Raw genomic sequence first — 16,333 nt, forward strand, 5'->3', positions numbered from 1 at the left:
TCTGTGTCTTCTAGGCAAGTAATAGGATTGTAGGCATAGTTGCTCTACGTCAAAATGCTATTAAGCAGTATAGAAGGCACAGAAACCCGCCTTGTAGGAGACACTAAGACTGTCCATTTCTTTGTTGCATCGCCTTAAAGGGAATAACCATTATTTCAACAATGCGCCTCAAACTGAAAAGTCTGAGTGGCTCTGATTGGTCACATAATTAATGGAAATGGTATAATAATCCCAGTGACAGGTTTGCGTTACTGGGATTATTTAGGCTTTATTTCATTATGGGTAAGCGAACATAAAACCGCGCGCCTGAGCCGGGTTCAGATTGATAACCTATGCTGCCATTCATGGCACCAATAAGCTCTTTACACAATGCCAGCCCAAGTCCTGTGCCGCCTTTGGCTTTTGAACTGCTGGCATCGGCCTGGGAAAACTTTTCAAAAATTTTATCTTTAAAATCGTCAGGTATACCGCTGCCCTGGTCTTGCACGGCGATTTCGATGTGATCATCGATCACTAAAGCAGACAAGGTTACTTTGCCATTTTGAGGTGAAAACTTAACCGCATTGGATAAAAAATTGGTCAAAATTTGCAGTAGCCGATGTTCGTCAACATAAATCGTGGCATCGTTGATTTGGGGCGAGTGTAGCAACGCTAGAGTAATATTGTGCTGTGCCGCATAGGGTTGATGGTCGTTAAGCGCACGCAGTAAAAGTGGCGGCATGACTAGGGGTTTCATTTCGAACAGCATCTTACCTGCTGCTAGCTTTTCAATGTCTAGCAGGTCGTTAATTAATCGACTCAGCTGCAAACAATTACTGCTGGCAATATCCATCAGCTTTTGGGCTTTTTCTGGCAGACTGACAATTTTACCCGACTGTAAAAGGTTTAACGCACCACTGATGGAGGTTAATGGTGTACGCAGTTCATGGCTCACCGTTGAGATAAAATCATCTTTGATTTTTTGTAACTTCATTGCATCGGTGATGTCTTGCACCGAGCCTATCATGATTAAGTCTGGGTTTTTGTCTTCTGAGACTAGCTGCCCTAGTTCATGTACCCAACGTACCTCGCCACTTGGGCGAATAATACGGTGAATGACATTGTGAATGCCTGTAATGCGTGCTTGATCTTCACTTTGCTCAACTTTTACCACATCATCGGGATGGACGGCACTTTTAAACAGCGACACACTTGGGCTAAAGTCTTGCTCGTTTAAGCCAAAAATTTGGTAAATCATTGGCGACCACCATAATGTGCCGTGTTTTAGCGATGCTTGCCAATAGCCAATTTGTGCCTGTTCGCTGGCTAAATCGAGGCTTTGCTGGGCTATATTGAGCTGATGATTGAGCTGTTCGAGTTTAAGGTAATGCTCTTTGGTTTGGGTAATGTCTTGAATATAACCATGCCACAAGGTGCTGCCGTCTGGCATTCGCTCGGGCGTGGCACTGCCTGATAGCCACTTTGGCAAGCCATTATCATCTACCACACGATATTCCAGCTCCCAAACAGATAGAGTGTCTATCGAGTGTTGAATACTGTCGACTAATGCGGTTAAGTCATCTTGGTAAATTTTAGCAAATGCGTTTGAGGCATCGGTAAGCACCTCTTCAGGAGTGACGCCGTAAATGTCTTTAATTGCACTGCTCGCATAGGGGAAGGCATTTCGTCCGTCTGGCCACGACTGATATTGATATACAACACCGGGCAGCTCTTGTGTGAGTTTATATAATTGGTCGCGACTTTGTTGTAATGCTATTTGCCCCAGTTTTTGTTGGGTGATGTCGGCATGGGTACCGTACATCATGTGTGGTTTGCCATCGTCAGTATATGTCACCACTTTGCCACGGTCATGCACCCACACATAATGGCCGTCTTTGTGTTTCATACGGCATTTAATGTCAAAAAATGAGTTTTTACCATTGAGATGGTCTTCTAATTGAGCATCGGACTCTGCTACGTCATCGGGGTGCAACAAATTTAACCAGGTATCGACTGAAATGGGTTCAAGCTCAGCTAGGGTATACCCCATAATGTCAGCCCAACGCTCGTTGAGTACGGTTTCGCCGGTTTGTACGTTCCACTGCCAGGTGCCTATTTTGGTGCCTTCTAGCACAGAGCGATACATTTGCTCGCGTGCGGCTAACTGTTGGTGAGCATGATCTTGCAACCTGTCTTGAATTTCTTGCTCGATACTTTTACCAAACTCGGTGGCAATTTGGCGTTCTGTATCGGTGAATGTGCGTGGCTTACTGTCGATAAAACAAAGGGTGCCTATTTTTTCACCGTCACTGACCAAAGGCACACCAGCATAAAAACGAATATTGGGGCCGCCTAATACTAAAGGGTTGTCGGCAAAGCGATTATCGAGCAGTGCATTTGGCACCTCAAAAATCCCCTCACCTAAAATGGTGTGGCCACAAAATGACACATCCCTTGCGGTCTCACATGCATCTAAGCCTTGTTTTGATTTAAACCATTGTCGATCAGAATCAACCAATGAAATAAGCACAATCTCGGTGCCTAAACTAAGCTGGGCTAAATTCGTTAAACGGTCAAAGCGTGTCTCGGGTACGGTATCTAATAAACCCGTGTCACGTAATGCACTCAGTCGTTGTTGCTCAGAATCGGGTATTGCTGGGGTTTGCATCTATGACTCCCTGTGGTTAGCGAGTGGCACTTACGTGATCCTGAAATAGCGTTTCAAGCTCATCGCCAAGGCTCATAGGATCAAATGGCTTTTCGATTACGGCGATTGCACCAGCGGTTAAATATTCTTGTTTTTCTTGCTGCTGTATGCGGGCTGTCATAAATACCACAGGGATCCCCTGGCATTGAGGCAGCTTTTGTATTGCATTAAGTGTTTGCAGTCCATCCATGCCAGGCATCATGGCGTCTAATAAAATTAAATCGGGGGTGAAATGCTCAAGTGTATTGATGGCTTCGCTACCGCTGTCGCAGGAGGTTAAGGTAAAACCGGCGATATCGACCAATGCCATTTCGACAATCACCCTGATAGACTCATCGTCTTCTACGTGTAATATTTTCTGTAATGGCATTTTGACTCCAATGAAATTATTTGGCACACAACACAACAAGCTTGTACTTGCTATTTTATGCCCAATACTACTGACTTATTGTTTATTATGAATGACTAATCGAACTAAGCCATTGAATAACTATAGTGATTGAGTATAAATTAGTAAATGATTTGTTAATTTAGTTATGTGACCATTTCTCGATTAGCCCTGCTGGCACGATTGCCCTACACCAACCGAGAACCACCGTTATGACAAAAGATAAACAATCTGTTGTCCCGCAGCAGCTTAGCCCTCCCTGTAATGACCAGAGTGTCAGCTTAACACCTAATACTTTAGCGCAATTGTTAGCACCGTTTGCGGGTAAACAAGCGTTTTACCGTCGCTTGATCGCAATTTTTGAGACGAATTTACGCCAGCAGCTCAGCACGATTGAATCGTTAATAGCGCAACAAGATATCACGGCATTATTAAAGCTAGTGCATACGCTTAAAGGCACATCTGGCACCGCAGGTTTGCCGACACTTCATCATACATTGCGTGCTTGGGAGCAGTTTTTAACACAATGTATGCAAACTGAGGCTGGGGTTGAGCTAACTCATTATGCTGAATTAGGCACACACATTAGCGATGTCGCCGAGCGCGAACTCAAGGCTATCCATGCTCTGTTAGCCACTTCAACGCTTGATACGGCCATAGATCCTGCTACACAAGGCACTGACGGCATAACAGCAGCACAAATCACTGCTGAACTTGCCACGCTTAAACAAGCGTTACTGGACGGTAATCTTAATGCTGTTGAGTGTTGCCAAGCTTTGCAAGCAAAACTGGCTAAAGACAGCCCATTTGCTGCTGATATCATTGCCCTGTGTCACTCGGTTGATGAATTAGATTTTGACAGCGCTCTTAGCCAATTGGCTGTACTGTCTGTAAAGCTGAAATAGCAAAGCAGGCTGGTAAGGCTTAACGTAGGGCTAAAAACAACGTTGTTTTTTATGTTTGTCTCACGATATTACCCCGGTAAATAAGCGAGCCATCGTAAGGCTGGTAGACGTCTAGCGATTTTATGGACTTTTAGCAAATTTAGTCACCATCTAGCCAATAGAACATGCAATTAAAAAAGCCGAAAACACCTATTGTTTTCGACTTTCAGCAGGTTTGTCAATCTTTTACTCTTTTAGTGAGTCGATATTGGCTAACACATCTGTATTAGCACTCGCTACACCACCGCCTAACACTTTGTACAGCGTGATACGGTTATCTAAATCGGCTTGGCGCGTTGTAATGAGCGACTGCTTGGCACTGTACATAGTGCGTTGCGATTCTAGTGCGGTTTGAAAGCTGTCGATGCCATTTTCATAGCGTGCAAGAGAGAGTTGATAGCTTCTCGTTGACGCCTCAACTAAGGCATTTTGCGCATCAAGTTGATCTTGAATTGTCGCCCGTCTTGCCAGCGCATCGGCAACCTCGGTAAACGCACTTTGAATGGCGTATTCATAGGATGCCAGATACTTTTGTTGTTGCGCTTCGCTATAAGCTAAATTCGCTTTATTTTCGCCGCCATTGAATATGGGTAAGCTAATGCTTGGCGCGACACTCCAAATTGAGCTGGCTCCACCACTGAAAATATCAGACAACACCGAGCTGGCAAGGCCACCGTTGGCGGTGAGTGAAATCGTCGGGAAAAAGGCTGCACGAGCGGCACCAATATTGGCATTAGCCGATTTTAAACTGTGCTCGGCTGACAATACATCAGGGCGTTCTAGCAAAATCGTTGAAGACACTCCTGCCGGTACGTCTGCCACTACACTGTCATTGCCCGGTAAAGTAAAGGCCAATAAATTTTCGTCAAATTGTTCCCCCACCAACAAGCGTAAAGCATTAATATCTTGCTCTACTTGAGTTTTATAACTGGCTATATCTGAACGAGCAGAATAATAAATCGTTTCTGCGCTAGCCACATCTATGCGTGAATCTATCCCGTAGGATAATCGCTTTTGGGTAATGTCCATCGCTTGTTTTGCATTCGTGGCCGTTTCTTCTGCCAGCGACAGCAGATTACTGTCGGCCGCTAAGGTTAACCACGCGCTGGCGATTTCACCAATAAGCGTTATTTTTGCCGCTTTTGCCGTTTCTGCACTGGCGAGATAGGCTTCCATTTCTGCAACCGTTAAACTGCGATTTTTACCAAACAAATCGAGTTCGTAACTGCTCAGTCCTGCTGCGGCCTCATAACTGGTGCTAATATCACCCGTTGACGTTTTACTTCGATCCCCACTTAAACTGACGTCTAGTTCAGGAAATAAATCTGATCGTTGTACACGGTATGTCGCTCTTGCTGATTCAACGTCAGCAAGGGTTTCTCTAAGCGTTCTGCTGCTGTTTAATCCCATATCGATAAGGCTAACTAAGCGCTCATCTTTTATAAAATCTTTCCATGGAATATCTATTGCCTGTTGCGAAGATAGCCCTTGGGTTTGTGCAACACTGTCGAGCTGCCATTCATTGGCGACTGCTGAATCTGAACGATTATAATCTGGTGCAATTGTACTGCATCCTGCAAGTACTAATGCAGCAACAATAGGCAATAACCTCACGCTGCACCTTGGTTTAACAAGGTGTTGCTTGGTTTTGTTGATGACATCGGCAAATGGTGCATGATGTGATTCAAAATAATTAGTCATGGCCATTCTCCAACTGCGTTTGAACTAAGGCATGTTCTGGGTGTTTATTGTCTGTGTCGTGATATACCGGGCGACGCTTAGGGAACAAGCCACGCACTAACACAAAGAACATAGGCACTAAAAATATTCCCAATACTGTGGCGGTTAATGTCCCACCAATAATACCTGTACCAATGGATATACGACTGTTTGCCCCCGCACCGCTCGACGTTGCTAAAGGTAAAATCCCGAACATGAAGGCTAATGATGTCATAATAATGGGGCGTAATCTTAATCGCGCAGCATTCACGGCGGCCTCAATTAACGACATCCCTTTTTGGTAAGATTCTTCTGCGAACTCAACAATTAATATGGCGTTCTTTGATGCCAGACCGATCGTTGTCAGTAACGCCACTTGGAAATAAATGTCGTTTTCTAACCCTCGTAACGTTGAGGCCAATGCCGCACCAACCACACCTAAAGGGATCACCATAATCACCGAAAATGGCACTGACCAGCTTTCGTACAGGGCCGCTAACGCGAGGAACACCACTAGGATAGATATCGCATACAGCATAGTTGATTGGCCACTGGCAATCTTTTCTTGGTACGACAAGCCGCTCCAAGAGTAAGCCAATTTACCTTGCCCTACCTCGTCAACTAAGCGCTCCATTTCAGCCATAGCCTCACCAGAGCTCACGCCGCTGGCAGCAGAGCCTTGAATTTGATAAGAAGCAATGCCGTTAAAGCGAGATAAACTTTGAGGCGCACTTGACCAAGAAGCGCTGCTAAATGCTTCAAACGATGTCATGGTGGTGTCACCATCTGCATTAGTCCCACGGACATACCACTCGTGTAAGTCTTCGGGTTTAGCGCGATACGCCGATTCACTTTCAATGTAGACTTTTTTCACTCTACCGTCGTCAATGAAGTCATTGACGTAACTGCCAGCCCAAGCCGATGTTAATGTGTCTGAAATATCCGCCATAGACAGGCCAAGCGCACTTGCTTTGCTATTATCAATATCAATTTTAAGCTGTGGTGTATCACTTAATGCGCCTTCACGAATACTGGTGATCAACTCACTTTGTCGTGCCCGAGTTAATAACTCATTTTTTAAGGTGGTGAGCTCATCTCGACTGGTCCCGGCAGCGGCCTGTAGTTCAAAGGTAAAGCCATTGCTTTGCCCTAAACCTTGAATCACCGCTTGCGACAACGCAAACACACTTGCATCGCGAATACTTGATAAGTTTCTGTTAATACGCTCAATTAATGCATCTGCGCTTTCATCATCTTCGGTGCGATCATCCCACGAATACATGGACACAAAGCCCATTCCCGCATTTTGCCCGGTACCTGAAAAGTTAAAGCCAGCAATAGAAAAGGCTTTATCGACGACAGCTGATTCTTCATTGATTAAGTAATCTTCAACTTGCTCTACTGCTGCACGCGTGCGTTTAATCGATGCGCCTTCAGGTAAATTGACCTGAAACATGATACTGCCTTGGTCTTCATTTGGTAGAAAGCCTGTTGGCATGCGGATAATTAACACACTTAATACACCAATAATGATTGCATACACCACTAACCAACGAAATTTTTGGTTAACAATTCGGCCCACATGGCCGGTATATGACGTGGTTAGATGATTAAACATCGCGTTAAATTTGCCAAAAAAGCTGGTACGTTGGCCCTGTTGAGATTTATCGCCACCGCTCTTTTTAGGCGCTTTGTGCTTAAGAAGCGTGGCACATAATGTTGGACTTAGGGTTAAGGCAACAATCACCGACAATATCATCGACGATACAATAGCGACTGAAAACTGCTTATAAATAACGCCGGTAGAGCCTCCAAAAAACGCCATTGGCAGAAATACGGCTGACAGTACAACAGCAATACCGATTAACGCCCCTGTAATTTCTGACATGGATTTAATTGTGGCGTCTCGCGGCGAAAGGTTTTCATCTTCCATTAACCGCTCAACGTTTTCGACCACCACAATGGCATCGTCCACTAACAGGCCGATAGAAAGCACAATACCGAACATGGTTAAAGTGTTAATCGAAAAGCCAAAGGCTGATAACACCCCAAATGTGCCCAGCAAAACCACAGGCACGGCAATAGCAGGAATAAGTGTTGCGCGCCAGTTTTGTAAAAACAGCCACATCACCAAAACGACCAACACAACGGCTTCTGCTAGGGTGTGTACCACTTCAGTAATCGAGATTTTAATAAATTCAGTGCTGTCTTTTGGAAATGCCGTTTCATAGCCTGTGGGTAACTTATCGGCTAATTCTGCTACCTTACTTTTCACCGCGGTGGCAGTGTCTAAGGCGTTAGCCCCTGGCGACAACATGATGGCAATACCCGATGATGGGTGACCGTTTAAACGAGAGATGACGCCATAAGTTTCGCTACCCATTTCAACTCTTGCTACATCACTCAACAATACATTGGCGCCTGTTGAGTCATATTTCACAATGATATTGCGAAACTCTTCAGGGGTAGACATCATCGATTGCGCTGTTACTGTCGCGTTTAATTCTTGGGTTGCTAAGGTTGGACTGGCACCAATATTACCTGCTGGTACCTGTACGTTTTGTGCCTGTAAGGCGCTGGTAATGTCTGACGCCATAAGCTCATAGGCGGCTAATTTAGTTGGGTCTAGCCAAATACGCATGGCATATTCAGAGCCAAATACTCGGGTATCGCCCACCCCTTCTACACGCGCTAATGAGTCTTCCATGTTAGAGGTAATGTAGTCAGAAATATCTGCAGCCGTCGCTTGATCGGTTGCATCATAAACAGCCACAACGAGGAGAAAGTCAGTATTGGATTTGGTGACAGTTACCCCTTGAGACTGTACGGCCTCCGGGAAACGAGAGCTGACTTGTTCAACCTTATTTTGCACCTGTACCTGAGCGTAGTCGGCATCAGTATCTTGCTCAAAGGTAATATCAACAGAGGCTGAACCATCTGATGTACTTGACGACGAAAAATACAACAAACCATCAAGGCCGGTTAATTGCTGCTCTAAAATTTGTGTGACACTGTTTTCTACCGTTTGCGCATCAGCACCGGTATAGGTAGTACTCACACTGATCACTGGGGGAGCAACACTGGGATATTGTGCAATAGGTAACGACATGATGGACGCGATACCCGTTAGCATAATAATAATTGAAATAACCCACGCAAAAACGGGACGATCGATAAAAAAGCGCGCTAACATAAGTTATTTACTCCCTTGTGAAGCAAGTGTCGCTTGGTCATTATCAACGTGAGCGATCATCACTCCGTTGCTGTCCATTTCTACTTGGATTGGCTTAACTTGGCTGCCAGGTCGTACTTTACTAGAGCCTTCAACAAGTAGTTTGTCATTACTCGACAATCCATCAGTCACTACCCATTTGTTATCTACGGCGCTTGCAATTTCTACGCTACGCTTTTCAATGATATTGTCTTGATTGATCACATAGGCATATGTTTTATCTGTCGCACTATGATAAATGCCCTGCTGTGGTACCAAAATTGCCTTGTTATTGACACCTTCATTTACGCTAGCACGCACAAACATGCCTGGAAGTAGAAAGCCATTAGGATTAGCAAATTCTGCACGTAACGTTACCGCTCCCGTAGACGCATCTACGGCAACTTCTTGCATTTTAAGTTCACCGGTTAGTTCATATTCGCTACCATCTTCTAGGGTTAGCGTGACTTCTGTTGTGCCTTGATTGATGCCCTTGTCGAGCATTAATTTGCGTATTTTAAGCAGCGATTTACTGCTTTGGGTCATGTCGACATAAATAGGGTCTAACGTTCTAATTGTCGCTAAGGCTGAATCTTGTTGAGCACTCACAAGGGCACCTTCAGTGACCGAAGAGATGCCAATGCGGCCAGAGATAGGTGCTAACACGTTAGTGTATTTAAGGTTGATTTTTGCCGTGTCTAATGCCGCTTGATACATCTCAACATTGGCTTTTGCCTCAATATGTGCGGCATGTGCCTCGTCGGCATCTTGCTGAGATACACCTTCAATTTTTAATAATTTAGCGTAACGTTCATCTTTTAATTTTGCCGCATCAAATACCGCCAAAGCGCTGTTTAAGGTTGCTTTTGCCTCGTTATAAGCGGCTTGATATGTTTCAGATTCAATTTGATATAACGTTTGGCCTTGTTCCACCATTTGGCCTTCGGTAAATAAGCGCTTTTGAATAATACCGCTTACCTGTGGACGCACTTCAGCCTCTTTTGAGGCCGTCACTCGACCTTGTAATTTGGTATCAATATTATGTGTAGAGAGGCTTACTTTTACATAAGAAACTGCTGTAGCATGGGCCATTTGAGGTGTTGCGACTTGCGATACGTTTTGTTGCTCACAGCCGCTAAGCAACAACACTGTGATAAAAAGACCTATTGAACCCCTTAGGTACATATTCATTAAGCTATCCTCATTACTAGTAAGTACTCGATATCGTTAAGTGGACTGACGTTCATGTATCCACAGAGACTAGATGTAGACCAAGTATAGCTACCTGTTGGTTAATGGTGGGTTAAGGTGGCACAGATAAATGAGTCATTAAGAGTCATCCGACCAATTAGCGAGTGTTAAGTGATGAGTGTGATGATAAGAATGTTAACCTTATTCTGGTGATATGAGTGACCAAGCATAAAGCAGCTAACTAAAAGCGTATTAGAGCAGCATAAAAACCATCACTAAAAAAATCCAATATCATGGCTGATATTGGATTTTTGCTGCTGATACACGAACTATCGTGCTTGCTATGTTTATGGTGCAAGCACGAAAGCATTAGTTACACCAAAGCATCAGTTATTTGTGATTGGCGGCGCAATATCACTGCCGCCAAGGGCTTGATACAAGGTCGCTTGGGCGCTAAACAAATTATAGCGGTTGGCTAATAGCAAAACTTCAGCGTTGCGCTGGGTTTCTTGTGCATCTAACCAGTCTTGAATACTCACTGCGCCATTGCGGTACTGGCTAGCGTAAATGTGCTCTGCTTGTGTCGCGGCGTCATATTGTTCGCGTAACTTTTGTGCTTGATACTCATAATGTTGCCGTGCAGAAATGGCGTTATCCACTTCTTTAAAGGCGTTATATAAGGTTTGTCTGTATGTTACAACGGTAGACTCAACCTCTACGGTAGCCAGCGCTTTATACAATTGCATTTCGTTCCATTGCACAAAGGGCAAGAGTAAATTGGCTCCCAGCGTACCAATGGGATTTTGTAATAACTCTTTGAGCTCAGTTGATGATGTCCCCAACGACCCCGACAGCGACAACGTGGGTAAATACCCCGCAAAGGTGGCATCTTTTGCTGAATAAGCCGATTTAAGTTGATACAGTGCCGATTTCACATCGGGCCTGCGAATTAACACATCGGCCGGGATCCCTTCTGCAATGCTAGGCAATTCACTGTCTGGCAATTGCTTAATGTGAATGCCCATTTGAGTGGGCGGCTGATTAAACAAAATGGCTAAGGCATTTTGCGCTTCAACTAATTGTTGCTCAAGTTCGCTATGGCTTGCCTGTTGCCCTGCTAGACTGCGTTTTGCTTCAAATACATTGAGCTGCGAAACGGCACCTGAACGATATTGACGCTGTGCAAGATCATAGGTTTGTTGTGCATAATCAATACTCTTTTGGCTTAGGGTAAGGCTGTGTTTAAGGTAGCCAATTTGCCAATACAATATTGCCGTTGTAGACACTAAACTTTGGGCGGTGCTTTCTCTGTCTTGCTCGCTGGCTAAACTGGCCCATTTAGCCGCGTCCATGTCGGCAGACACTCGGCCCCATAAATCCACTTCGTAACTCAGTGATACGTTTGTGCCATAGTCACTTACGCTTGCCCCGCCATCAAGACTTTTGGTTTTGTCGCCATTCACGCTGGCATTAATTTGTGGGTAGCGCTGTGTGTCGGTTAACCCCGCTTGTAGCCTTGCACTGCGTAAGGTTAACGTGGCAAGCGCTAAATCGTTATTGGTTAATAACACGTGCTCGATAAGCTGGTTAAGCTCTGGGTTATTAAAACGTTGCCACCAGGGATCAAGTTTAACTTGCTGATTGACACTAACACTTTGCCAGCTATCAGGTATCGTCACCTCAGGTGGGGTAAATTCTGTGTGAGTAAAACTGCTACAGGCGCCCACAAGCACTAGGCATAGGGCAATACTAGACAGTTTGAATGTATCTCTTGGCGTTATCATTATTATTCTCTCGCTAATGCATCAACGGGATCGAGCTGTGCAGCATTACGGGCCGGTAAAAAGCCAAACAAAATACCAATTAATGTTGAACAGGCAAATGCGGCAACAATCGACGTTGTAGAGTAAATCATTTGAAAACTCCCGCCGCTAAAGGCAAATATTTGACCAATTAAGTACGCAAGGCCAATGCCAATGGCGCCGCCGCACAAACACACCAACACCGCCTCAATAAGAAACTGGCGTAATATATCCCCTTGCCTTGCCCCTACCGCCATACGCACACCGATCTCTCGGGTACGCTCGGTAACAGACACCAACATAATGTTCATCACCCCAATGCCGCCCACAATGAGCGAAATAATGGCAATGGCTGAGATCAATAGTGTCATGGTTTGGGTGGTTTTTTCGATGCTTTGACGGATGGTGTCAGTGTTAATGGTAAAAAAGTCTTCCGTACCGTGGCGCATTTTTAGTAGTGCAATAATGCCTTGCTCTGCTGCACTGCTTGAAACCGATTGATCAATTCTCACCGTAATACTGTCGAGGTAGCGCTGACCGACCATACGGGCAGACACTGTGGTGTAAGGCACCCACACATTCAGTGAATCACTGTTACCAAACGCGCTTTCTTTGGCCTGGGTTACGCCAATAATCCGCACGGGTAAATCGTCTAAAAAAATCACTTCGCCGACCGCTGGGCGCTCAGGAAACAATGATTTGCGGGTGTTGTCGTCAATCACCGCTTGTTGTGCCATGTCTGTCTCACTGGCGTCGTCCCAATATTGGCCATCGGCTAAGGTGTAGCCTCGTACCCTAAAGTAATCGATGCCAACACCATTGAAACTGGCTGATACCGCCTGATTACCATAGCGAATGGTGCCAGCACTACTAATTGAAGGTGTCACACTGTCGACATAGGGCAACACTTTGAGTGATTCGCTGTCTTGCGCTGTTAAGGTGCGTATTCTAGCCGAGCGTCTGTCGCCAAAGCCTGTGCCCGATCGCACATCAATGGTGTTAGTTCCCATGGAGCTGATGTTTTCTAGCACAGATTGCTGCGACCCTTCACCAAGCGCTACCACTGACACTACTGAGGCAATACCAATAATGATGCCGAGCATGGTTAAAAAGGTGCGTAACCGATGCGATAACATGGCCAGTAAAGCCATTTTAAATGCTTCGATATAACGGTCCCAGTTTAACCATGAGGTAGTGGCCGTATTCACCTGTGGCAATGTTTGTTGTGCTGTTGGCTGTGCGTTAATGACATCACGAATTATGACACCGTCTTTAAGCTCAATAATGCGATCGGCAAAGTGGGCAACATCCATGTCATGGGTGACTAAAATAATGGTGTGACCATCTTGATGCAGCTCTTGCAGTAAGCTCATCATCTCTTTACCGCTATGGCTATCTAGGGCGCCGGTTGGCTCGTCGGCTAAAATCACATCGCCGCCATTCATCAATGCACGCGCCACACTCACACGCTGTTGTTGTCCGCCACTGAGTTGGCTGGGTTTATGGTCAAGCCGATCGGCAAGACCTAAACGAGACAATAAACGTTGGGCGCGTTCGGTGCGCTGTTTTTTATCTTTGCCGGCATAAATGGCTGGCATTTCAACGTTACCCACGGCATCAAGATCGCCCAACAAATGATAACGTTGAAAAATAAAACCAAAATGTTCACGGCGTAACTGAGCAAGTTGGTCAGCGTCCATGGTGGAGGTGTCTTGACCATTAATGAAATATTGACCTGTAGAGGGTTTGTCTAGGCAGCCTAAAATGTTCATTAAGGTGGATTTGCCCGAGCCTGAAGCGCCAACAATCGCCACCATTTCGCCACGCTTAATGTTGAGGTTAATGTCTTTTAATACTGTAAGTTGCTGCTCGCCAGCACTAAAAGAGCGATAAACACCACTGATATTAAGTAAAGAAGCTTCATTCATGACTTAAAATCCCATCGGTGGGCGGCGATTGCCTCTTTTGTTACTAAAGGTATCCGATGATGGCGCGCCGAGTACGATTTGATCGCCTTCTTGCAGTCCTTCTGTAATTTCGGCATTCACTTTATTGTTAATCCCAACACTGACATTGCGATATTCAATTTTATCATTCACTAACACAGGTACACTAAAGCTTGGCCTTGGCCCAGGATTACGTTGCAACACTTGCGATGGCACCAAGATGACGTTTTTGGCTTGATTAAGCACAATAGAGACTTGCGCGGTCATACCGATCCGCAAAATACCGTCTGGGTTTTCGACATCAAACAGGCCATTATAATAAATAGCGTCGGTATCACTTGAGGTCATGTTACTGTCGTCGCCATCCATAATGGTCGGCCCGGGTTCAATGGCGCGCAGGGTTGCGTTGAATCGTTTTTGTGGCTGGCCCAAAATGGTAAAATATACCGCTTGCCCGGGTTTAACCTTAATCACATCGGCTTCTGATATTTGTGCTTTCACCGTCATTTTACTTAGGTCGGCTAACTCCACTATGGTTGGGGTGGCTTGTGATGAGTTTACGGTTTGCCCCACGGTCACTGCGGTATAAACCACCATGCCGTCCATGGGTGCTTTAATTGTGGTGTAGCCAAGGTTAAGTTGTGCACTTTCGACACTGAGTTTGACCTGTTCTTGTTGAGCTTTTAACTGGTCAAGTTCAGCTTGATAAACTAATAGCGTGGCTTGTGCACTTTCAAAATCGGCTTTCGAGCTGGCTTTTTCGGCTAGCATGGCTTGTTGGCGAGCAAACTCTTGTTGAGCCTGGTTGATTTGCGCTTGTTTTGCTCGGTACTGCGCTTGGTTACTTTTAAGGGAGGCAAGCGCTTCATTTAGGGTATTTTGCTGAGTTAAGCTGTCTATTTGAGCTATCAATTCACCTTGTTTAACCTGCTGCCCGAGTGTCACGGGTAAATTGATGATTTGCCCCGACGCCTGCGCACCCACGCTCACAAGTTTTGAGGCTTGAAGCATACCGTTTGCCAGTACACTGTTTTCAATATTGCCACGGCGCACCGACTCAGTGGCGTAACTAGGGGCTGGACTGGCGCGATTAAACACATAATAAGCACCTCCAGCGGCCATCAATACAATCGCAATGATGACAATAATCAGCTTTTTTCTACTGGTTTTCTTCATGTTTTAGACACGTCCACAGGTTTAACATAGGTGAATCACATTGAATGAGATTGAGCATTTACACATGCAAAATACTCATATGCATTTAGCTCGTTATTTTGATGAGTAATGTTACATGGCGTGTTGTAAAACTATGTCTTCACAACGTAATTGAATGTAAATAACCTGAGCTCGGAATAAGGAATGAACTTATACAATTTGTTACCCATCTCGCTTTCAAGCTTGTTATTTGTTTTGCTAACACATATGAGCCTTCCTCCAGTCAATAGGCGAGCCTAACTTATTTGACTGCTTTTGCAGTCAAATAAAAATCAATCAACAAATTCATCTACTTCGTCTGTCATTTAGCTGTCAAATCATCGTTTACAGCAAACACATATAGAGGCTCTCTTAGTGCGATCTTATCGCTGCCTGACGCTTTTCAATCCGTTGAAATGTCAGGGGCACTAGACATTTATCGGTTAACCCTAAGATGGCACTATTCAAGTCAGAGGTGCTTTTTGCACAGTTAGTTTCAGGCTCATTTAGGGTGTAAACGACTTTGTTGATTGTATTCATTAATGCGCGCCAATAAGGTGTCTAATCAAGGCGATGTAGCTTAAATAGCATTTGGCATAGTGATGATGGTGAGAAGTCATTGCTTCATTAGCCACAACATTCACGGTCATGCTCGCTTCTCTTTTTAAGAGTATCTAGTTAGACGTTCAGCTCACCTTATTGCGCGACTTATCCTTTTAAGAATCGTTGTTCATCAAACACCGTTTTGTTCTTCAGCATGAAATAGACGCAGCGACCAAGCTTATGTGCCAGTGCAGATAACGCCTTTGCTTTACTCATTCGTTTTTGTAATCGATTAAGGTAGTTACGTGCTTTGTCATTACCACGTAGGTAAAGCACCGCTGCTTCTGAGAATGCCCATTTCAAATGAGCATTACCGATTTTATTGCCATTTGTGCCATAGGTTTTACCCGCTGATTCTGCTTTGCATTTGACCAATCGAGAGTATGAAGCAAACTTTTGTACTGACTCAAATCGACTGATATCACCGATTTCATAGAGGATTGTTAGTGACAAAATCTTGCCAATACCTGGTACTGTTTTCAGTAATTCTAAATAGACGGGATTATGGTTTTTGGCCTGTTTTTCAATGAACCATTCAACCTGTGCGAGTTCCTTTGCATAACAATCAAGTAGTGCCATGTCTAAATCAATGTTGCGTTGGACGATAGGGTCTTGATATTGCTCGCGAAGCTTTTGTCTTGCAGAGATG

9 protein-coding genes and 1 pseudogene are annotated in these 16,333 nt (G+C 44.8%); 1 reads left to right on the forward strand and 9 read right to left on the reverse strand.

Annotated features, from left to right (window positions below):
* Positions 1-268 precede the first annotated feature (268 nt).
* Together L2703_RS12960 and L2703_RS12965 are read right to left on the reverse strand one after the other, a co-directional pair.
* Complete coding sequence (locus tag L2703_RS12960; protein WP_248971511.1) at positions 269-2,647, reverse strand: PAS domain-containing protein; 2,379 nt, start codon at positions 2,645-2,647, stop codon at positions 269-271.
* Between the two features lie 16 nt (positions 2,648-2,663).
* A complete protein-coding gene (locus tag L2703_RS12965) occupies positions 2,664-3,056 on the reverse strand; it encodes a response regulator (RefSeq protein ID WP_248971512.1) in 393 nt (130 codons plus the stop codon).
* A gap of 230 nt (positions 3,057-3,286) precedes the next feature.
* Between L2703_RS12965 and L2703_RS12970 the strand changes: the two genes are divergently transcribed.
* Positions 3,287-3,979 (forward strand): Hpt domain-containing protein, encoded by a 693-nt coding sequence (locus L2703_RS12970; RefSeq protein WP_248971513.1) that lies wholly within the window; start codon positions 3,287-3,289, stop codon positions 3,977-3,979.
* 225 nt (positions 3,980-4,204) lie between these two features.
* Here L2703_RS12970 and L2703_RS12975 read toward each other — a convergent pair whose 3' ends face one another.
* From L2703_RS12975 to L2703_RS13005, 7 genes and pseudogenes are all read right to left on the reverse strand, one after another.
* On the reverse strand, positions 4,205-5,719 hold the full coding sequence (locus tag L2703_RS12975) for an efflux transporter outer membrane subunit (protein ID WP_248971514.1): 1,515 nt from the start codon (positions 5,717-5,719) through the stop codon (positions 4,205-4,207).
* Positions 5,712-8,930 carry an efflux RND transporter permease subunit gene (locus tag L2703_RS12980; protein ID WP_248971515.1) on the reverse strand — a complete coding sequence of 1,073 codons (3,219 nt, stop codon included), beginning with the start codon at positions 8,928-8,930 and terminating at the stop codon, positions 5,712-5,714. The genes L2703_RS12975 and L2703_RS12980 overlap by 8 nt, the downstream gene beginning before the upstream one ends.
* A gap of 3 nt (positions 8,931-8,933) precedes the next feature.
* Positions 8,934-10,139: an efflux RND transporter periplasmic adaptor subunit gene (locus L2703_RS12985; RefSeq protein WP_248971516.1), complete on the reverse strand. Its 1,206-nt coding sequence runs from the start codon at positions 10,137-10,139 to the stop codon at positions 8,934-8,936.
* A 386-nt stretch (positions 10,140-10,525) separates the two neighbouring features.
* Entirely contained in the window at positions 10,526-11,923 is a 1,398-nt protein-coding gene (locus L2703_RS12990) for an efflux transporter outer membrane subunit (protein WP_248971517.1), read from the reverse strand.
* 2 nt (positions 11,924-11,925) lie between these two features.
* The gene (locus tag L2703_RS12995; RefSeq protein ID WP_248971518.1) at positions 11,926-13,869 is read right to left on the reverse strand and encodes a MacB family efflux pump subunit; all 1,944 of its coding nucleotides are present in this window, start codon (positions 13,867-13,869) and stop codon (positions 11,926-11,928) included.
* Positions 13,870-13,872: 3 nt separating this feature from the next.
* Positions 13,873-15,063 (reverse strand): efflux RND transporter periplasmic adaptor subunit, encoded by a 1,191-nt coding sequence (locus tag L2703_RS13000; protein WP_248971519.1) that lies wholly within the window; start codon positions 15,061-15,063, stop codon positions 13,873-13,875.
* A 726-nt stretch (positions 15,064-15,789) separates the two neighbouring features.
* Positions 15,790-16,333, reverse strand: a pseudogene (locus tag L2703_RS13005) (IS110-like element ISShfr7 family transposase); the annotation flags it as partial.

The sequence above is a fragment of the Shewanella basaltis genome, from assembly GCF_023283885.1.
GTDB classification, from domain to species: domain Bacteria; phylum Pseudomonadota; class Gammaproteobacteria; order Enterobacterales; family Shewanellaceae; genus Shewanella; species Shewanella basaltis.

Coding starts and splice junctions, on each gene's coding strand:
- L2703_RS12960 (WP_248971511.1), bottom strand. CDS start 2,647: ATGCAAACCCCAGCAATACCCGATTCTGAGCAACAACGACTGAGTGCA.
- L2703_RS12965 (WP_248971512.1), bottom strand. CDS start 3,056: ATGCCATTACAGAAAATATTACACGTAGAAGACGATGAGTCTATCAGG.
- L2703_RS12970 (WP_248971513.1), top strand. CDS start 3,287: ATGACAAAAGATAAACAATCTGTTGTCCCGCAGCAGCTTAGCCCTCCC.
- L2703_RS12975 (WP_248971514.1), bottom strand. CDS start 5,719: ATGACTAATTATTTTGAATCACATCATGCACCATTTGCCGATGTCATC.
- L2703_RS12980 (WP_248971515.1), bottom strand. CDS start 8,930: ATGTTAGCGCGCTTTTTTATCGATCGTCCCGTTTTTGCGTGGGTTATT.
- L2703_RS12985 (WP_248971516.1), bottom strand. CDS start 10,139: ATGAATATGTACCTAAGGGGTTCAATAGGTCTTTTTATCACAGTGTTG.
- L2703_RS12990 (WP_248971517.1), bottom strand. CDS start 11,923: ATGATAACGCCAAGAGATACATTCAAACTGTCTAGTATTGCCCTATGC.
- L2703_RS12995 (WP_248971518.1), bottom strand. CDS start 13,869: ATGAATGAAGCTTCTTTACTTAATATCAGTGGTGTTTATCGCTCTTTT.
- L2703_RS13000 (WP_248971519.1), bottom strand. CDS start 15,063: ATGAAGAAAACCAGTAGAAAAAAGCTGATTATTGTCATCATTGCGATT.